Raw genomic sequence first — 18,296 nt, forward strand, 5'->3', positions numbered from 1 at the left:
TATGCCGAATTCGTTCCATCATACGACGGGGGCTACGAATTAGCTCACGTTTCCGCCGTGGCGCGGCGGCGGGCCTGCTCGGGCTTGCCGCGGTGCATCGGGCGGTGCAGCCGGGGCGCGACGATCGGGGTGGTCAGCATGGTGCTCACCACGGCCATCAGCAGCAAGGCGGTGAAGGTTTCGCTGGTGATGATGTGCCGGTCGAGCAGCACGTTGACGAAGATGATCATGATCAGTGCCTTGGTCTGCAGCAGCCAGCCGATCGTCCATGCATCGCCCCGGGCCCAGCCCAGCAGCTTGCCTGCGATGCCCACGCCGGCCAGCTTGCCGGCGATCGAGGCCACGAGCAGCACCCCGGCCGCGACGAACACGGCGGTGCCGCCCATCTGCCAGTTCGTGCGCAGCCCGGTGGAAAGGAAGTAGATCGGCATGATGACCAGCAGCACGTTATGGCGCAGGCCATCGAGTTTTTCGAGGGTGAACCACTCGCGCTCCATGACCGCGCCGGCGAGGAAGGCACCCACCATGAAATGCAGGCCGCAGGCGTCCGCGCCGTAGCCGCACGCGGCCAGCCAGACCAGGCCGATGATGTAGCGATCGGCCTCCGGCACACGGGCCATCAGGCGCCGGATGGCCAGGGCGGCGATCGCGAAGAGGCCCAGGAACGCGGCCTGGTGCCCGACCCGCTGCCAGTCCAGCAGGATGACGGCCAGCACCGCCCAGATGGCCAGGTCATCGAGGCTGGCATAGCGCAGCACGCGCTGCCCCAGCGGTTCGCGCAGGATGCCCATCTTCTCCATCAACAGGATGAGGATGGGCAGCGCCGTCACGGCGCAGGCCATGCCGATGCCCAGCACGAACTGCCACGCGGTGGCGGCCTCGCCCATCCAGCCGTCGCGCCAGGCCAGCATGCCCAGCGCCGCCAGGCAGCCGGTGATCAGGGGTACACCGAGCGCGAACGCCGCCGTGGTGCCGCATTCGCGGCGTTGCTTCCAGACCTCGCGCAGGTCGAGCTCGATGCCGGCGATCCACACGAACACCATGACCGCCCACCAGGCGATGCCGTTGAGCGCGGCGATCACCGGCGGCGCGAATACCGTGGCGTAGTAGTCCGGAAACATCCGGCCCAGCAAGCCGGGGCCCAGCAGGATGCCGGTGAGAATCTGCACCACCACCAGCGGCGCCCAGTAATCCGTGCGGAAGATGCGCCAGATCAGGTAGGGCACGCCCAGAATGATCGTCATGGCGATCAGGAACAATTCCGTGGTGGTCATCCGCTCTCCCCGAAGTGGGCCAGAGGGTAACCCACGGCGGGCGCGCCGTGTCGACCTGTCTCAGCGCGGCGGTTGCGACAGTTCCCGCGCGTCGAGGTAACCGTCGCCGCTGCGGTCGAGCCTGTGGAACTGCCGGATCAGGTCGCGCTGGAAGGCGTCCAGCCGGACGGGACGCGCACCCGGACGCATCGGCCCGTCGTTGGCGTCGAGTACGCCATCGCCGTTGATGTCCATGCGCAGGAAGCCCTGGCTCATGTATCGAACGTATTCCGCCTCGTCGATGCGGCCATCACCGTTGGCGTCCATGCGGCGCAGGTAGTCCGCGGGTGTCCGCGGCAGGTCCTGGGCCGAGGCCGCCAGGGCCAGGAACAGGCCAGCGGAGAAAACGTATGGACGTCGATTCATGACGGGCAGTCTGCGCGATCCGGCCGGGTTTGTCGCCCCGGGGCGGGGGGAGTAACGTCGTGGATCCCGTATCGCCGCCAAGGACTTCCCCATGATCCATGAGAGCATCCTCGATACCATCGGCCGCACGCCCATCGTCCGCCTGCATCGCGTCGGGCCGTCCCATGTATCGCTTTACGCGAAGGTCGAGTCGTTCAATCCCGGCGGATCGGTCAAGGACCGCCTCGCCATCGCCGTGATCCGCGACGCAGAGCAGAAAGGCCTGCTCAAGCCGGGCGACACCGTGGTCGAGGCCACGTCGGGTAACACCGGCGTCGCCTTGGCCATGGTCTGCGCGGCCAGGGGTTACCGCTTCGTCGCCACCATGGCCGACAGCTTCTCGGTCGAGCGACGCAAGCTGATGCGCGCCTACGGGGCCCGCGTCATCCTGACCCCTGCCGCCGAACGCGGCAGCGGCATGGTCCGGCGCGCCGAGGAACTGGCCGCGAAGCACGGCTGGTTCCTGCCACGGCAGTTCCGCAACCCGGCCAATCCCGCCTATCACCGCAGCACCACGGCGGCGGAAATCCTCCAGGACTTCGCCGGCCGCCGTCTCGATGCGTTCGTCACCGGGTGGGGCACCGGCGGCACGCTGACCGGCGTGGGCGAAATGTTCAAGCTGGCACGCCCGGAGGTCCGTATCGTCACCACGGAGCCCGCCGCGGCGCCGCTGCTGGCCGACAAGCCCTGGTCGCCGCACAAGATCCAGGGCTGGACCCCGGACTTCATCCCCGAGGTGCTTAACCGTTCCGTCTTCGACCTCAATATCCCGGTGGACGACGTGCAGGCCCGCGACACGGCCCGTCGCCTCGCGCAGGAAGAAGGTCTTTTCGTCGGGATCTCGGCGGGTGCCACCGTGGCGGCGGCACTCGCCCACGCCGAATCCGCCGAGGAGGGCAGCGTCATCCTGGCCATGCTGCCGGATACCGGCGAGCGCTACCTGTCGACGTTCCTGTTCGAAGGCGTGGAAGAAGGGTCCGACGACGCCTGGCTGGAAAGCCTGGGCTGATGTCATGGCCGGCGGCTCGCCGCCTCCACGGCGACACCGCGAAATCATCACGTCGCTGGCGTCATGGTGTGCGCCTCGATAGAAGGAGACACCCCATGACGTTCCTGCGCAGCAAGAGTTTCGGTGAGGAGATGTTCGGCAGGGCCGAGCGTGCGATCGGCTCGGTCACCGGCAGCCGCAAGCACCAGGCGCTGGGCACCGCCCGCCAGTACGCCGGCCGCGCCGGTTCGCTCACCTCCGAGGCGCTGGCCGAAGCCGGTCGCCATGTGCGTCGCCGCCCGCTGGGCATCGTGATCGGCGCCGGCCTCGGCCTGGGTGCCATCGCGGCCGCCTGGCTGATCGCCCGTCACCACGCGCGGGTGCGGCCGGAGGAAGACGAACACGATCCGATGCGCCAGGTACCTGTAGACGCCGGCAACGCCGAGCTGGATGAGTCGGACGAGGACCGCCCGAAAGCTGGGAAGGTGCGGTACTACTGACCCGCTAGCTGCTGCGGCTGCGGGGAGGAGGCGCCGGGTGGTCACCCTCTGCGCTCGGGCAGCGGCCGCAAGCGGCCGAACTCGCTCAGAGGATGACCACCCGACGCCTCCCTGACGACTGAGGTGCATTGCGAGGAAAGCAACGCTCGCGGCGTCGCACGAAACAGCATTCCTAGGGTGGCGCCGCGCGATGTCGCCACCGCTCTGCTTTCCACACCCGCTTGCCTCTGTGGTCGCAGAGGTGCTGGGTGGTTACGCTCTGAGCGAGTTCGGCCGCTTGCGGCCGCTGCCCGAGCGAGAGTGTGACCACCCAGCGCCTCATCGCCGCGCCATACAAGTAACGGCGGCTCTGGCTCTGGCTCCGGCTTTGGATGTAGCCCCACTACGCCACTTCGCTCCTGCGTCTCAGCACGGCCAGCGGTTGCGCCCAAGTCGCACCCGGACGGCGCTTGCTGGTCACCAACGTCAGTTCGGACGGCTGGAACACGTTGATGTTGTGCGTGGCCGGCGTCGTCAGAATGTACTGGGCGCGGGTGGACTTGAGGAACGCGCCCACCTTGTCGATGTTGAAGATGTCCAGGTGCGCGAACGGCTCGTCGATGAAGACGAAGCCGCCCGGGCGATCCTCGTCGCGCATCAGTGCCACCAGCAACAACAGCGACTTCATGACCTGCTGGCCACCCGACGCTTCGCCGTCATCCATGCCGATCCAGCCCTTCTTGTCGAACTCGAAGCGCACCTGCAGCGCGGCCGAGGCCAGGGCCAAATCGTCGTTGCTCAGCTCGGGCAGGTCCACGTCCACGCCGATGCCGGCCAGATCGGCCAGCACCTTGAGGTTGCGGGCATAACGGCGGACGGTGTTGCGTAGCACCTGGATGTACGCGCCGCGGGCCTCGTGCGTGATGCGTGACGCGCGCTCCAGATGGGCACGGCGTTTGTCCAGGTCGAGCTTCAGGCCCTCGTGGTCCACCCAGAGTTTTTCGCGCAGCGCGACCACGCTGGGATCTTCTTCCCAGTGGCCCTCCGCCAGGCGCTGTTCGAGACGTATCACTTCGCGCTCGACAGCCCGGGCCGATTCGTAGCGTTCGCGCAGTTCCGCCATGGTGGCCCGGCTTCGCTGCGCCAGCGGGATATGCATGCGCTTGGCGCGGAACACGCGCAGGCGTTCGATCTGTTCGTTGCGCAGCTGGTGGTGCTGCCTGCCCGCGTCGGTGAGCTGGCGCTGCACGTCGCGCTGCTCTCGCGCGGCGTTGTCGCGAGCGTTGGATGTTTTCTGGCGCTTGTCGCGGATGGCCTCGTAGTGGGTCTCCGCGGCCGCGTGGCTGTCCGCCGTGCGTTGTACGTCTTCCTGCAGGCGCGGCTGCTGGGTGCGCGCGTCGGCAAACTCGTCGGCGCGGTCGGCCAGCTGGCTGCTGGCGCTCGCGCCGCGCAGGATCGCTTCGGCATCGGCGGCGCGCGCCATGGCGTCCTTGCGCTCGGCAGCGATGTCGCGCAGGCGCGTCTCGATCTCGCGCAGCGCCGCTTCGCCATCGCGCAGCTGGCGCTCACGCGCCCCGCTGCCGAAGTACATGTCGTCCACGCCCAGATGGCGGCCGCCGCGACGCTCGCGGAAGTAGCCCTGGGGCGTGATCCAGTCCTGGTCCTTGCCGCACGTCGCGCCTTCGGCGATGTCTTCCACCCGGCGGATGCGGTCCAGGTTGCGCAGCAACCAGTCCGGTGCCCCTGCCGAAAAGTCCACCACTTCGAGCAAGGATCGCGTATGGGCGCGTTCGGCGGGTGCGCGATCGGCCACGACGAAATGCTTGTAGCGATGCTGCTCGCCCAGCTTCCACGCGGTTTCGCGATCGCGCGGATCGTCCAGCAGCACCACGTGGCGGTAGCCCGCCAGCACGGCTTCCACCGCCGGCTGCCAACGTGGCTCGCGTATCTCCACGATCTCGCTGAGCATGCTGTGCCGTATGCCGGCTTCGTCCAGCGCACGGCGGAACGAGGCTTCGAACTCGGGCGTGTAACGACGCCCGCTGCGCCACGCGGCCAGCTGGCCGGTCAGCGTTGTCAGCCGCTGGCGCAACACGCCTTCTTCCGCTTGCAGCGTATGGACGGTGCTGCGCGCGTCGCGTGCCACGTCGGCCAGGCGCTCGTGGTCGGCGCCGCCCTGGCTGGCGACCATCTCGCGCAGGCGCGCTTCCTGCTTGATGAGCAGGTCGTTCTGCGCCAGTTCGCCGCGGGCGGCATCCAGCAGCTTGCGCGTCTGCTGGCGTGCGGTGTCCGCCTCGTTCTGTTCCACGCGCAAGGCCTCGCCGGTGACATCGAAATCGCCGAGCTGGTGCGTCAGGTCCGCATCGCGGCGTTCCAGGTCGGTGACGCGACGTTTGCCGCCGATCAGCTGCGGACGCGCCCCCCGGATACCGCCGGCCAGTTCCGCCAGCTCCACCCGGGGCAGGACACTGGCGACCAGGTCGACACGCTCGTTCTTCAGCGCGGTCCATTCCTGGTAGGAGCGGGCACGCGCTTCCGTTTCCTGCAGGCTGGCACCGATGAGGGACAGCTGGTGCTCCAGCCCGTGCTGCTCGCGGTCGGCTTCCACCTGCTCGTTGCGTGCGCGCTGGTAGTCGTCGAGCACGGCCTTGTCGCCGAACACGTCGAACACCAGCTCGAGCAATGCCTTGGGCGGCAGCTGGCAGAGCTTGTCGGTGGCGCCTTGTTCGAGCGTGAGCACCCGGCGGATCGCCTGCGACAGGCCTGCGCCCTCCAGGCGGACGCGGTATTCGCGCAGCCCGAGGAAATCGTTTCGCGCGTCGATCTCTTCGATGCCGACATCGCCACCGAGCACGGCGTATTGCCGGGTCCACTCGCCGCCTTTCTTCTGGATGCGGCAGGCGAGAGTCACCTCGCGGTCCATCAGCGGAAAGAACGGACGCTCGCCGCTCGGTCCCGGGATATTGCCCACGCGGGCACGCAGCCAGGCGTACGGCATGCCGTTGTGGCGCAGGTAGCTCTTGTAGTCGCGGTTGCCGGCGCAGTCGATGGTCAGCAGCGTGCGCAACGCGTCCAGCAGCGTGGTCTTGCCCGAGCCGTTCGGCCCCACCACCGTGACGATGTTGGTATCCAGCGGCAGGCTGAAACGCTGCCAGTAATCCCAGTGGACGACCTCGAGGCTGCGGAAATCAAACATCGGACGGCTCCTCCGGGTGGATCGTCGCTGTGCCGGCGTCGTCGTCGTCCGGCGCCGGCGCACGGTTCGCGGCATCGGTGAGCAGGTCGGCCAGCGCGCCGTCGAGGATGCGCCGCGCGGTACGTTCGTAGTCGAAGGCCAGGTCCAGCAGCGGACCTTCCGCCACATCGCCCTTGCGACGGATGATGAAGCCCAGCCGGTTCAGCGTGCCGAGGTTGAAGCCGACGCGTGTCTTGCCGCCCAGCTTGTCGCCGAAGTCCGCCAGAAGCGTGCGTTCGGCGATCACGGGGGAGACGGCCGGATCGCGCGGTATCGGCTTGCCTTCCGCGAACATCTGGCCCTGTGACGCCGCGGCATCGACCGCCTGGCGTTCGATCTGGCGCTGCCGCTTGGGCAGCACGATCAGTGCCCAGAGGACGACCAGCAGGGCCACGCCGTCGCGGTCCAGCTGCAGGGTGTTGGAGATCCAGCTGTCGCTGCCACCGAACACGGCGCGTTCGCTCTTGCGGGCCACGGCCAGCCCGATGTAGGCGGCGTAGGGGTGTTCGCGAAGTTCCAGGCCGACGGCCTCCAGGCGACGGTCGAGTTCCTCGCGGAAGCCGTCGTCCAGCAGCGCCTTGCGCGCCTGCACGTCGTCGCGCGGCAGCCAGCGCTGGGAGAGCAGCCGGGTCACGAGGGTGGCGGTATCGTCATGCATCGGGGGTGTCCTTCGCGGTGTCGCGCGGACGCAGGCGTCCGGCGCTGACCCGCGCGATCTGGGGCAGGTCGGTGTCGATCAGTCGCGGCTCGATCTCCAGCGCCAACGGCAGTCGGGCGAGGTCGGCGGTGCCGCCTTCCAGCGCGGCCGATTCGGGATCGCCGAGCAGGCCGAGCAGCGACAACCGGTAGGCGGAGAGGGCGTAGTCGTCGCCGATCAGCGTGTCGGACAGCTCGCGCGGTGTGACGATCGCGGCCAGTTCGGCGTGCCATTCGCCGAGGAAACGCAGGTCTTCTTCGTCCATCGCCAGATCGGCGGTGTCCGGCGTTTGTTCCGCACCGGGCAGGGCGGTGGTTTCAGCGGCCAGACGCTCGCGCTCGAGCAGCTCGAACTCGGCGACATCGAGCGCGATCTGGTCGTGGATGAAGGGCGCAGGCAAAGGCAACAGCAGCTGGCCATCCTCGAATGACGCCAGCGCGTCGACGTCCTGTGCGCGCAGCCAGCCGACCAGGTCGGAGGAGGACAAGCCCGTGCGGCCCAGGTGCACCCGGTGCTGGTCGATCTTGTTGAGCTCGCGCTGGAATGTGCCGGCCTGGCTGAGCAGGGCGCTCTGTGCGCGGCCCACGGCCTGGGCCAACCGGTGCGCGGCCGGTTCCAGGTCTTCCTTGACGGTGATGCCCGCAACCACCTCGGTGCCTTTCTCCACCCACGTCCACACCGAATCCAGCCGTTCGGCGGCATGGCGGATGCGATGCTCGGAGCCGGATAACACGGCGCGGTCGAAGTCGTCCTTGAGTTCGGTCAGGCGCGAGAGCAGGTGCCCCAGTTCATCGACCGAGACGCGACCCACGGCCTGGCCGGCGGCCAACTGCGCGGTGAGGTAGCCCAGCCCGTCGTCGTCGTCGTTCTCGAACTCGAGCATCACGGCCAGGGCGGCCAGCGCCTTGCGCCCCGGCAGGCCCACGCGATAACGCTGGGTTTCGCCGTCGTAGACCAGCAGTTCGTGGTCCTTCAGGCGCTGCACCACCGTATCGAGCTTGACCGCGTCGACGAACGCCAGGTGATCGCGGATCTCCTGCGGTGTCCACTCGGTGGCGTGCGTGCGGCCGCCCAGCGTGCGCAGGACCAGCAGGCGCAACAGCACCTGCGCCTCGCCACCGTGGAACAGCGCCGAAAACGCACGCAGCAGGCCCCGCCCGCGCAGCAGCGGAAACAGGGTGGGGATGTCCTCGACGACTACACCGTCGCGGAAAAGATCCTGCAGGCGCTCATCGTGGAGGGGTGTGTCGGTCGGCCCGCCCAAGGTCAGCGACGGGGAATGCCGACGAAGCTGAGGAACTCGCCGCGGGTGCGCGGATCCTCGCGGAAGCTGCCGAGCATCTGGCTGGTGACCATGGACACGCCGCGCTTGTGGACGCCGCGCGTGGTCATGCACTCATGGGCGGCATCGATCACCACACCGACGCCACGGGGACGCAGCGTGTCGTCGATGCAGTGCGCGATCTGCGCGGTGAGTTTTTCCTGCACCTGGAAGCGGCGCGCAAAGCCTTCCACCACGCGGGCCAGCTTGCTGATGCCCACGACGCGGTCGGTCGGCACGTAGCCCACATGGGCGCGACCGATGATCGGGGCCATGTGGTGCTCGCAATGGCTTTCGAACTCGATGTCACGCAGGATGATCATCTCGTCGTAGCCGGCCACTTCCTCGAAGGTGCGGCGCAGGTATTCCGCCGGGTCTTCGTCGTAGCCCTTGAACCAGTCGCCATAGGCCTTGACCACGCGCTTTGGCGTATCGAGCAGGCCTTCGCGCTGCGGGTCTTCGCCCGCCCACAGGAGCAGGGTGCGCACGGCCTCTTCGGCCTGGTCACGGCTGACCGGGCGGGACTTGCTGTCGTCGCTCATCGTGGCGGTTCCTTGACGGGGCAAACACATAGTGTAGCGATGTTCGGGGCCGCAGGACTCAGTCGCCGGCGTCTTCCGTCGGCGGGTCCACCTCGTCGATGCCGCCGAGGTCCAGAAGTTTCTGCGATTCGTCGCCGCCCAGCGATTCCACACCACGCAGCTTGCGCTCGATGGCGCGTGTGCGCACCCCGGCGTTCTTGATGCTGTTGGTGGCCGAGTCCAGCTGCTTCTGGGTGCGTTCCAGCACGGTGGCGAACTTGCCGAACTCGTTCTTGACCGCCGCCAGTACCTGCCAGACCTCCGATGAGCGCTTCTGGATGGCCAGGGTGCGGAAACCCATCTGCAGGCTGTTGAGCAGGGCGGTGAGCGTGGTGGGCCCGGCGATGGTGACGCGATGGTCGCGTTGCAACTGGTCGGACAGGCCCGGCCGACGAATCACCTCGGCGTAGAGGCCTTCGGTCGGCAGAAAGAGGATGGCGAAGTCGGTGGTGTGCGGCGGCGAGACGTATTTGGTGTGGATCCGCCGGGCTTCCTCGCGCACGCGCACTTCCAGGGCCTTGCCGGCCAGCATGGCACCTTCCAGGTCTGCGGCGTCCTGCGCATCGAGCAGGCGCTGATAATCCTCCACGGGGTATTTCGCGTCGATGGGCAGCCAGACCGGACCGCTGTCGTCGTCGCCACCGGGCAGGCGGATGGCGTATTCCACCCGCTCGGCGGAGCCGGGCACGGTGGCGACGTTGGAGGCGTATTGCTCGGCGACCAGAATCTGCTCCAGTAGTGCGCCCAGTTGCACCTCGCCGAAAGTGCCGCGGGTCTTGACGTTGGTCAGGACGCGCTTGAGGTCGCCCACGCCGGTGGCCAGCGCCTGCATCTCGCCCAGGCCGCGCTGCACGGCCTCCAGGCGTTCGGACACCAGCTGGAACGACTGGCCCAGCCGGGTCTCCAGCGTGGACTGCAGTTTTTCGTCCACCGTGGCGCGCATCTGTTCCAGCTTGGCCGCGTTGTCCTGCTGGATGGCACCCAGCCGGGTTTCCAGCGTGGTGCGGACATCGGTCAGGCGTTTCTCGTTGTCGGCGGTGAGCGTGCCGAAACGCTGGTCGAGCAGTTCGCCGAAGTGCTTGAGCGTGACGGCCGATTCCTCGCGCGTTTTCCGGGCATCGTCGCCCAGGCCCTGGCGCAACGATTGCAGGCCGAGATCGGTGCGCTCGGTCAGTTGGTCCAGCCGCTTGCCGAATGCCTCGATGCGCTCGTGCTGGCGCTCGGCGGCGTGCTGCAGTTGCTCCTGCACGTGGGTGCGGAACTGGCCGAAGCTCTCGCCCAGCTCGCCGCGCCCCGCGCGTTGCTCGTCGCGCAGCACGGTTTCGAGGCGGCGCGTGTCGTCACGGAGGCCGTCCAGGCGGGCGGCACTGCCGTCGTCCTGCCTGCCACTGCGCGAGACGACGACGAAGAGCAAGGCGAGGCACGCCAGTACGGCGACCAGCAGGACGACAAGGAGAACGGTTTCGAGGGTCATGGCGCGAGGTTACCTGTGTTGCGGACATCCCGCGCGCAGGCTAGGGCGGGGCTTTCTCAGATCTCGCGATTGCCGACGATCACCACGTCGGCCGGGCGCTTCGCGAACAGGCCGACGGCCACGACGCCGACGATCTGGTTGAGATCGGCTTCCAGCGCCACCGGGTCGGTAATGCGCCAGTGGTGCACGTCGAGGATCCAGTTGCCGTTGTCGGTGACGACGCCATCGCGCCACACCGGCTGGCCGCCGCGGGCGACGATCTCGCGCGCCACATGGCTGCGGGCCATGGGGATCACTTCGATGGGCAGCGGGAAGGTGCCCAGCACGTCCACCTGCTTGCTCGCGTCGATGATGCAGACGAACTTGTCGGAGGCGGCTGCGACGATCTTCTCGCGCGTGAGCGCGGCGCCACCGCCCTTGATGAGGCGCTTGTGCGGATCGCATTCGTCGGCGCCGTCGACATAGAGGTCGAGTCGCCCGGCGGCGTTGAGGTCGAGCACGTCGATGCCGAGCTTGCGCAGGCGCGCGCTGGAAGCGTCCGAACTGGACACCGCCGCCTTGATGCGGTCACGGTACTGGGCCAGTTCGTCGATGAAGAAGTTGACGGTGGAACCCGTGCCGACGCCGATGATGCCGCCGCGGAAACCGCCCTCGCCCACGTAGCGGAAGGCGGCGGTTTCGGCGGCGAGACGCTTTTCGTTGTCCTGGCTCATGCGTTTTCCAGCGTGAGGATGAAATCCCAGTCGCCCTTGGCCACCGGCATCACCGAAAGGCGATTGCCCTTGCGCACCAGCGGCATGTCCGCGAGTTCGTCGATCTTCTTCAGTTCGTCCAGCGAGATGGTACGGGCGAGTTTGCGCTCGAACTTGACGTCCACCAGCATCCAGCGCGGTTCTTCCCGCGTGCTCTTCTCGTCGTAGTACTTGGATTTGGCGTTGAACTGGCTCTCGTCCGGGTACGCGGGCGATGCCACCGAAGCGATGCCGACGATGCCGGGAACCTCGGTGTTGGAATGGTAGAAGAAGATCTTGTCGCCGACCTTCATGCCGTCGCGCATGAAGTTGCGCGCCTGGTAGTTGCGTACGCCGTCCCAGGGTTCGATGCCCTTGCGCTTGAGATCGTCGATGGAGAACGTATCCGGCTCGGACTTCATGAGCCAATACTTCATGCGGCGCCGCTCGTGCAGTCGATCAGGGCCTTGTCCGTCGCGATGTAGTCGAGCGGGATATCCCACTCGGCGGTCTCGATGGTGTCCAGTTCCTGGAAGTCGTAAGCCACGCCGACCAGCAACGGCTTGGCCGGGCGGGGCTGCCCGCGCAGGAACTCGAAGCTGCGGTCGTAATAACCGCCACCGAAGCCCAGGCGGTTGCCCTTGCGGTCGAAACCCAGCAGCGGCACCAGCACCAAGTCGAGCTTGTTCGCCTCGACGATATTGCCGGACGCCTTCGGCTCGGGGATGCCCATTTCGTTGGATTCGACGTCTTCACCCGTGGCCCACGGGGCGAAGGTGAGCCGGCGCTTGCCGCCCGACTTGGTGACGATGGGCAGGTAGAACGTCTGCCCGCGCTCGGCAAGCGGCGCGATGGCGAGGTTCAAGGGCAGCTCGCCACCGGTGGCCCAGTAGCCGGCCACGTGCGTGTCGGTGACGAATTCGGGGAGTTGTTCCAGCGACTGGCGCAGGCCCTGCGCCGCGGCCACGCGCTCGGCCGGCTTCAGCTGGCGTCGGCGCTGGACGAGGTCGGCTCGAAGTTCGCGTCTCTCGGGGAGCTTTGACATGGACGTTCAGCCGGACGGCACGGTCGGAAGGTTGCCGTCGAGCCGCCCCGCCCGGTGCCGCGGGAAGGGCGCTGACCGGCCCTGCGGGCCGACCGGCGAGAATGGAGAGGCGTTCTCCGCGATGCCGCTGCGCACCAAACGACCTTGATCCAAAGGATCAGGTGGGAGAGCTAGGCGGCATCAAGGCTTTCCGCACGAAGGCGGACATGCACAACAGCCACCAAAAGCCGACCCGGGGTCGTATGTAGGAACAAGGCAAATGTAAAGTGCGCTGGCGAACACCGCAGGGAACGCCCGTGGCTATTTTACCGGCGCGTCGAGCAGACCATCAAGCTTTCTGCGCAGTGCGGCCAGGCCGTCGGTCAGCACCTGTTCCTGCGAGCCGTGCTCCTTTCTGAGCGAAAGCAGCTCGTGGGCGATACTGACGGCCGCCAGCACGGCGATCCGGTCGAAGCCGGGCGCCTTGGCATGGGCTTTCAGCTCGCGCATCTTGCCGTCGAGGAACTGTGCGGCGGCGATCAGGCCGGGGCGTTCTTCCGGGGCGCACGCGATGTGAAACTCGCGATCGAGCAGGCGGAGGGAGACCGGTTCGCTGGCGGTGGCGTTCATAAAGGTGGCCTCAGCCGGTGTTTTCGAGCGCCTTGAGGCGCTGGATCATCGCTTCCACGCGGCTGCGCGCCTGTTCGTTGCGCGCCATCAGCCCCGCACGTTCGTTCGCCAGCTGCTCCTGGCTGTGCCGCAGGCTGCGGTTTTCCTCGGTGAGACGGCGAACGGTATCGACGAGCCGGTCGAGCGTGGCGCTCAGGGCTTCCAGTTCGGTCTTGAAGGCATCCGGGTTCGTCATGCGCGGACTATAACAGGACGTTTTCGCCGTGTCGGCAATCCGTGAAGGCCTTCCACGGGAGCAGGCCGAAGATGGCTGCATTAGACTGCCCGCTCTCGCCCCCAGGAGTAGCCGCCATGTCGGCCAACCAGACCGTCGATCCGGAAAAGATCGCCGAGCTCATCGTCCGCTGCAAGCTGACCCTGTCGGTCAGTGAATTCCATGGCTCCCTCGTGGGTTACATCTGCGCCGGCGGCCGCTTTCCCCGCCATGACGTGCTGGCGGCGATCGAGCTCGAGCCCGATCCGGCCCCGTCGGCCGACGAACAGGCGATGCTCTCCCGGCTGCGTCACCAGACCGAGGAATGGCTGGCCGATCCGGACCTGACCTTCTCGCCCTGGTTGCCGGATGACGAGTCGCCTACCGCGGAGCGGGCGGAGGGCCTGACCGACTGGGTGCAGGGCTTCCTGGGCGGGTTAGGCCTGGGTGGCTCGGTCGAGGCCAACAAGGGCATGAGTGACGATGCGAAGGAGGTCCTGCAGGACATGGCCGGCATCGCCACGACGGACTTCGAGTTCGACGCCGACGAGGATGTCAACGACGAAAGCCTGACCGAACTGGAAGAGTTCGTCCGTGCCGGCGCCATGTTGCTGCACGCTGAACTCAGCCGAGCCCCCCGGACGGCGAACGACACCCTGCATTGATCGCCGCGGCCGAGTACGCCCGGCGGCGCCGGGAGCTGATGCGCATGACCGGCGAGGACGCCGTGCTGATCCTCGCCGCCGCGCCCGAGCGCATGCGCAATGCCGACGCGCCCTGGCCCTACCGGCAGGATTCCGACTTCCATTACCTGACCGGTTTCGACGAACCGGATGCCGTGCTGGCCCTGCTGCCGGGCCGCGCGCACGGCGAAACCGTGCTGTTCTGCCGCGAGCGCGATGCCGAGCGCGAGCGCTGGGACGGCGAGCGCATGGGCACCGATCGCGCCGCGCGCGAACTGCGCCTGGACGATGCGTTCCCGATCGACGATATCGACGACATCCTGCCCGGCATGATCGAGGGCCGGGCACGCGTGTACTGCCACTTCGGCCAGGAGCCGGATTTCGACGCCCGTCTGCTGGCATGGATGCGTCGCCTGCGCACCGCGCGGGGCGGCGGCGTGGTGCCGAAGGACCTCGTGGCACTCAGCCACCTGTTGCACGACATGCGCCTGTTCAAGTCGCGCGACGAACTGGCCCTGATGCGCCGATCCGCCGAGGTGGCCGGCGCGGCGCATGTCGCCGCCATGGCCATGGCGCGCCCCGGCGTGGCCGAGTACGAGATCGAAGGCGAGATCCTTCGCACCATCCGCGGACGGGGCGCCTTTCCCGCGTTCCCGCCGACCGTGGCTGGCGGCGCCAACGCCTGCGTGATGCACTACCACGCGAACCGGGCCACGTTGCGCGACGGCGACCTGTTGTTGATCGACGCCGGCGCCGAGGTGGACTGCTACGCCTCCGACATCACCCGTACATACCCTGTCGGCGGGTGTTTCTCGCCGGCGCAGCGGGCGCTTTACGACATCGTGCATGAGGCGCAGCTGGCCGCCATCGACGCCGTGCGGCCCGGCCGTTCGTTCGCCGCATCGCACGACGCCGCGGTACGCGTGATCGCCCACGGCCTGTGCGCCCTCGATATCCTTCCCGGCGACCCGGCGCGTGCTATCGCCGAAGGCAGCTACAAGACTTACTTCCCCAGCAAGACGGGTCACTGGCTCGGCCTCGACGTACACGACGTCGGCGACTACCGCATCGACGGCGAGCCCCGCATCCTCGAGGAAGGCATGGTCGTCACCGTCGAGCCCGGCATCTACATCCCGCCGGACGACAAACGGGTCGACGAACGCTGGCGCGGCATCGGCATCCGCATCGAGGACGATGTGGCGGTGACCCGCGGTGCGCCGGAAGTGATGACCGCGATGGTGCCGAAGTCACCGGCTGCGCTGGAGCGCTGAGTCCAGCGCAGCGTCGGGATCAATGCCCCTCGTGCTTCGGTATCGGCTCGCGCTTCCGGCTCGCATCGTCGTCCGAGTGCACCTCGTACCACATCGCGTTGAGCACGGCGAAGCTGCAGGCCAGTCCGAGGCCGAGTATCCAAGCGAAATACCACATGGTGTCGTTGCTCCTTCAGTACATGTTGTGCGACTTGCGCACGTGTTCGAGGGTGACGCGGCCGCGCATCACGCGGTAGACCCAGCCCGTGTAGAGCAGGATCAGCGGGATGAACACCATCGTGACGCCGAGCATCAGCCACAGCGTGCCGCGGCTGGACGAGGCGTCCCACACGGTGAGGCTGGACACCGGGAAGGTGGCCGAGGGCATGAGGAACGGGAACAGCGCGAAACCGGCCGACAGGATGGTGCCGGCGACCGCGAGCGAGCTGGAAAAGAACCCGGCGAAGCCGCGCCGGCCGACGAAGGCCTGTACGCCCAGCGCGCCGATGAGCGCCAGTGCGGGTGCCGCCCAGAACGCGGGGTGCGTCGCGTAACCGGCAAACCACGTGCCCCCGATGACGACATGCTTGCCCAGCGGGTTTGACACCCCGTTGGCGGGGATGGGCCCCGATATGGCGAAACCTGGAATGCCATAGGCCAGCCAGACACCCGCCAGGGCGAACAGCACCACGTACGCGAGCGATGCGATGCGGGCCACTTTCGCGGCGCGCGCCGCGATTACATGGTCGGCCTTCATCGCCGCCCAGCACGCGCCATGGGCCAGCAGCATGCTCAGGCTGACCAGGCCGGACAGCAGGGCGAACGGGCGGAACAACTGGAAGAAGCTGCCGTCCCACGTCATCCGCAGGTCGCCGTCGTAGTGGAAGGGCAGGCCGAGGAACAGGTTGCCGAAGGCGACGCCGCAGACCAGCATCACGATGACGCCGGAGGCGATCAGGCAGCTGTCCCAGACCAGCTGCCAGCGCGCGTCGTCCACCTTCTCGCGGAAGTTGAAGCCCACGGGCCGGATGATGAAGGCCACCAGCAGCACGAACATCGCGACGTACAGCCCGGAGAACGAGGCTGCGTACAGCAGCGGCCACGCGGCGAACACCGCGCCGCCGCCGAGGATGAACCACACCTGGTTGCCTTCCCACGTGGGCTCGATGGTTTCCAGCAGCACGCTGCGTTCGTGCGGGTCGCGGCCGAGTACGCGGAGTAGGGCGGCCACGCCGAAGTCGAAGCCGTCCATGATGGCGAAGCCGATCAGCAGCACGCCGATCAGGGCCCACCAGATGACGCGAAGGGTGTCGTAATCGAACATGGTGTGGACCTCAGGCCGTTTGCGCGGTGGCGGGGAGGGCGTCGGCGCGATGCGGCCACATGCCCAGGCCGTCCGGGCCTTTGCGTGCGAACTTCAGCATCAGGTAACCGTCGACGATGGCCAGTGCGGTGTAGAACAGGGCGAAGCCGCCGATCGAGATCCACACCTGGCCCGCGGTGAGCGACGAGGCACCCAGCGCGGTCGGCAGCACGCCCTCGATCGCCCAGGGCTGCCGGCCGTATTCCGCGACCACCCAACCAAGCTCCGCGGCCACCCAGGGCAGCGGCAGACTCCACAGCGCAGCGGTCAGGAACCGGCGTCCATCCAGGCGCCGCTTGCTGGCGCGCCAGAACGCGTAGGCGAACAGCCCGATGAAGTAGAGGCCGCAGGCCACCATGATGCGAAACGACCAGAACAGTACCGGCACGTTCGGAATGGTGCTGTCGGCGGCGCGCTGGATGTCAGCCGGAGTGGCCTTGCGCGGATCGTCCATGAAGCGTTTCAACAGCAGGGCGTAGCCCATGTCCTTGTCGTGCGCCGCCAGGATCGCCCGCGCCTGCGCATCGTCCTTGTTCTCGCGCAGCACCAGCATGGCGTCGTACGCCTTGATGCCCTCACCGATGCGGACCTTGGCATCCTCCACGAGGTTGCGGATGCCGGGGATGGGCTCGTCGATGGAGCGGGTGCCGATCAGGCCCATCACCCAGGGCACCGTGACGGCGGCATGGGTGGTGTGGTTCTTCACGTCGGGCAGGCCGAACAGCGTGAACGACGCGGGCGCCGGTTCGGTTTCCCACATGGCTTCGATGGCGGCCATCTTCATTTTCTGGTTTTCGGAGATCGTGTAGCCGGATTCATCGCCCAGCACCACCACCGACAGCGATGCGGCGAGGCCGAAGCTGGCCGCCACCGTGATCGAGCGTTTGGCGAACTCGATGTTGCGTCCGCGCAGCAGGTACCACGCGCTGATCGACAGGACGAACATCGCGCCCATGGTGTAGCCCGCGCTTACCGTGTGCACGAACTTGGCCTGGGCCACCGGGTTGAAGATCACCTCGGAGAACGAGGTCACCTCCATGCGCATGGTCTGCGCGTTGAAGGCGGCGCCCACAGGGTTCTGCATCCAGGCGTTGGCGATCAGGATCCACAGCGCGGAGAGGCTGGTCGCCAGGGCCAGGAACCAGGTCACCAGCATGTGCTTGACCGGCGAGATGCGATCCCACCCGAAGAAGAACAGCCCGACCAGCGTGCCCTCCAGGAAGAACGCCATCATGCCTTCGATCGCCAGCGGCGCGCCGAAGATGTCGCCGACGTAATGCGAGTAGTAGGCCCAGTTGGTGCCGAACTGGAACTCCATGGTGACGCCGGTGGCCACGCCCATGGCGAAATTGATACCGAACAGCACACCCCAGAACTGGGTCATGCGTTTCCATACCTCGCGGCGCGTCATTACGTACACGCTCTCCATGATCGCGAGCATGAAGGCGAGCCCGAGCGTGAGGGGCACGAAGAGGAAGTGATAAAGCGCTGTCAGCGCGAACTGGAAGCGCGACAGGCCGACGACATCGGGGTCGACGATCATGGGTGGGGTTCCTGGGTGGAGGCGGAGACGGGTGAGAAGGCACGGCCGACGCCGGCGGGCGACACGTCCGCACGGGGCAGCGGCCGGATGGCCACGTACCAGATGAGCATCAGCAGGGCCAGCTTGGCGACGATGATGACCGCGAGCTCGAGCACGAGGCGCTTCAGCGGCCGGTCGCGCCAGCGACGACGGAGGGGTGGGCGGTCGACAACCACGGTTGCGACTCCTGGATTCTTGGATAACTGACGGCATCGTATGCCCGCATCGGCCGCCGCGATGGATGGCCGATTGTCGCAACGGACTGATCGCGTATGCTTCCTTCACGC

At 67.4% G+C, this 18,296-nt stretch carries 20 protein-coding genes and 1 other RNA gene; 4 read left to right on the forward strand and 17 right to left on the reverse strand.

Features of this window, described 5'->3' with window-relative positions; all coding sequences use genetic code 11:
* Positions 1-44: 44 nt before the first annotated feature.
* Both FA89_RS06660 and FA89_RS06665 read right to left on the reverse strand, forming a co-directional pair.
* On the reverse strand, positions 45-1,274 hold the full coding sequence (locus tag FA89_RS06660; protein WP_051938584.1) for a cation:proton antiporter: 1,230 nt from the start codon (positions 1,272-1,274) through the stop codon (positions 45-47).
* A 60-nt stretch (positions 1,275-1,334) separates the two neighbouring features.
* A complete protein-coding gene (locus tag FA89_RS06665; RefSeq protein ID WP_036139418.1) occupies positions 1,335-1,679 on the reverse strand; it encodes a hypothetical protein in 345 nt (114 codons plus the stop codon).
* A 91-nt stretch (positions 1,680-1,770) separates the two neighbouring features.
* On the opposite strand from FA89_RS06665, the gene cysK reads away from it, so the two are divergent.
* Together cysK and FA89_RS06675 are read left to right on the forward strand one after the other, a co-directional pair.
* Positions 1,771-2,727, forward strand: a complete 957-nt coding sequence (gene cysK, locus FA89_RS06670) for a cysteine synthase A (protein ID WP_036139420.1) — start codon at positions 1,771-1,773, stop codon at positions 2,725-2,727.
* Between the two features lie 95 nt (positions 2,728-2,822).
* The gene (locus tag FA89_RS06675) at positions 2,823-3,206 is read left to right on the forward strand and encodes a hypothetical protein (protein ID WP_036139421.1); all 384 of its coding nucleotides are present in this window, start codon (positions 2,823-2,825) and stop codon (positions 3,204-3,206) included.
* A 382-nt stretch (positions 3,207-3,588) separates the two neighbouring features.
* Here the strand turns inward: FA89_RS06675 and FA89_RS06680 are convergent, their stop codons facing one another.
* The 11 genes from FA89_RS06680 to FA89_RS06725 all read right to left on the reverse strand — a co-directional run bounded on the left by FA89_RS06680 (position 3,589) and on the right by FA89_RS06725 (position 13,113).
* Positions 3,589-6,381, reverse strand: coding sequence for an AAA family ATPase (locus tag FA89_RS06680; protein ID WP_036139425.1), 2,793 nt, complete (start codon positions 6,379-6,381; stop codon positions 3,589-3,591).
* Complete coding sequence (locus FA89_RS06685) at positions 6,374-7,078, reverse strand: hypothetical protein (protein ID WP_036139428.1); 705 nt, start codon at positions 7,076-7,078, stop codon at positions 6,374-6,376. Before FA89_RS06685 ends, FA89_RS06680 begins: the two co-directional genes overlap by 8 nt.
* Positions 7,071-8,381 (reverse strand): hypothetical protein, encoded by a 1,311-nt coding sequence (locus FA89_RS06690; RefSeq protein ID WP_051938585.1) that lies wholly within the window; start codon positions 8,379-8,381, stop codon positions 7,071-7,073. Before FA89_RS06690 ends, FA89_RS06685 begins: the two co-directional genes overlap by 8 nt.
* Before the next feature lie 2 nt (positions 8,382-8,383).
* Entirely contained in the window at positions 8,384-8,980 is a 597-nt protein-coding gene (gene folE, locus FA89_RS06695; RefSeq protein WP_036139429.1) for a GTP cyclohydrolase I FolE, read from the reverse strand.
* Between the two features lie 58 nt (positions 8,981-9,038).
* On the reverse strand, positions 9,039-10,493 hold the full coding sequence (locus FA89_RS06700) for a DNA recombination protein RmuC (protein WP_036139430.1): 1,455 nt from the start codon (positions 10,491-10,493) through the stop codon (positions 9,039-9,041).
* Positions 10,494-10,549: 56 nt separating this feature from the next.
* Positions 10,550-11,206 (reverse strand): ribose-5-phosphate isomerase RpiA, encoded by a 657-nt coding sequence (gene rpiA / locus FA89_RS06705; RefSeq protein ID WP_036139431.1) that lies wholly within the window; start codon positions 11,204-11,206, stop codon positions 10,550-10,552.
* On the reverse strand, positions 11,203-11,661 hold the full coding sequence (locus FA89_RS06710; protein WP_036139434.1) for an EVE domain-containing protein: 459 nt from the start codon (positions 11,659-11,661) through the stop codon (positions 11,203-11,205). The genes rpiA and FA89_RS06710 overlap by 4 nt, the downstream gene beginning before the upstream one ends.
* Positions 11,658-12,269: a 5-formyltetrahydrofolate cyclo-ligase gene (locus FA89_RS06715; protein ID WP_036139436.1), complete on the reverse strand. Its 612-nt coding sequence runs from the start codon at positions 12,267-12,269 to the stop codon at positions 11,658-11,660. Before FA89_RS06715 ends, FA89_RS06710 begins: the two co-directional genes overlap by 4 nt.
* 109 nt (positions 12,270-12,378) lie before the next feature.
* A non-coding RNA gene (gene ssrS / locus FA89_RS19565) (6S RNA) lies at positions 12,379-12,562 on the reverse strand.
* A 7-nt stretch (positions 12,563-12,569) separates the two neighbouring features.
* Positions 12,570-12,878 carry a cell division protein ZapA gene (locus tag FA89_RS06720; protein ID WP_036139439.1) on the reverse strand — a complete coding sequence of 103 codons (309 nt, stop codon included), beginning with the start codon at positions 12,876-12,878 and terminating at the stop codon, positions 12,570-12,572.
* 10 nt (positions 12,879-12,888) lie between these two features.
* A complete protein-coding gene (locus FA89_RS06725) occupies positions 12,889-13,113 on the reverse strand; it encodes a TIGR02449 family protein (RefSeq protein WP_036116258.1) in 225 nt (74 codons plus the stop codon).
* 116 nt (positions 13,114-13,229) lie between these two features.
* On the opposite strand from FA89_RS06725, the gene FA89_RS06730 reads away from it, so the two are divergent.
* Positions 13,230-13,796 carry a UPF0149 family protein gene (locus FA89_RS06730; RefSeq protein WP_036139441.1) on the forward strand — a complete coding sequence of 189 codons (567 nt, stop codon included), beginning with the start codon at positions 13,230-13,232 and terminating at the stop codon, positions 13,794-13,796.
* A complete protein-coding gene (locus FA89_RS06735; RefSeq protein WP_036139444.1) occupies positions 13,793-15,085 on the forward strand; it encodes an aminopeptidase P N-terminal domain-containing protein in 1,293 nt (430 codons plus the stop codon). Before FA89_RS06730 ends, FA89_RS06735 begins: the two co-directional genes overlap by 4 nt.
* Positions 15,086-15,104: 19 nt before the next feature.
* Here the strand turns inward: FA89_RS06735 and cydX are convergent, their stop codons facing one another.
* The 4 genes from cydX to cydP are packed head-to-tail and all read right to left on the reverse strand — an operon-like array spanning position 15,105 to position 18,185.
* Positions 15,105-15,242: a cytochrome bd-I oxidase subunit CydX gene (gene cydX, locus FA89_RS19115; RefSeq protein ID WP_051938586.1), complete on the reverse strand. Its 138-nt coding sequence runs from the start codon at positions 15,240-15,242 to the stop codon at positions 15,105-15,107.
* Between the two features lie 15 nt (positions 15,243-15,257).
* A complete protein-coding gene (gene cydB / locus FA89_RS06740) occupies positions 15,258-16,388 on the reverse strand; it encodes a cytochrome d ubiquinol oxidase subunit II (protein ID WP_036139446.1) in 1,131 nt (376 codons plus the stop codon).
* 10 nt (positions 16,389-16,398) lie between these two features.
* The gene (locus FA89_RS06745) at positions 16,399-17,967 is read right to left on the reverse strand and encodes a cytochrome ubiquinol oxidase subunit I (RefSeq protein WP_221174361.1); all 1,569 of its coding nucleotides are present in this window, start codon (positions 17,965-17,967) and stop codon (positions 16,399-16,401) included.
* The gene (gene cydP, locus FA89_RS06750) at positions 17,967-18,185 is read right to left on the reverse strand and encodes a cytochrome oxidase putative small subunit CydP (protein WP_036139451.1); all 219 of its coding nucleotides are present in this window, start codon (positions 18,183-18,185) and stop codon (positions 17,967-17,969) included. The genes FA89_RS06745 and cydP overlap by 1 nt, the downstream gene beginning before the upstream one ends.
* Between the last annotated feature and the right edge of the window lie 111 nt (positions 18,186-18,296).

The organism is Luteibacter sp. 9135, assembly GCF_000745005.1.
Classification (GTDB): domain Bacteria; phylum Pseudomonadota; class Gammaproteobacteria; order Xanthomonadales; family Rhodanobacteraceae; genus Luteibacter.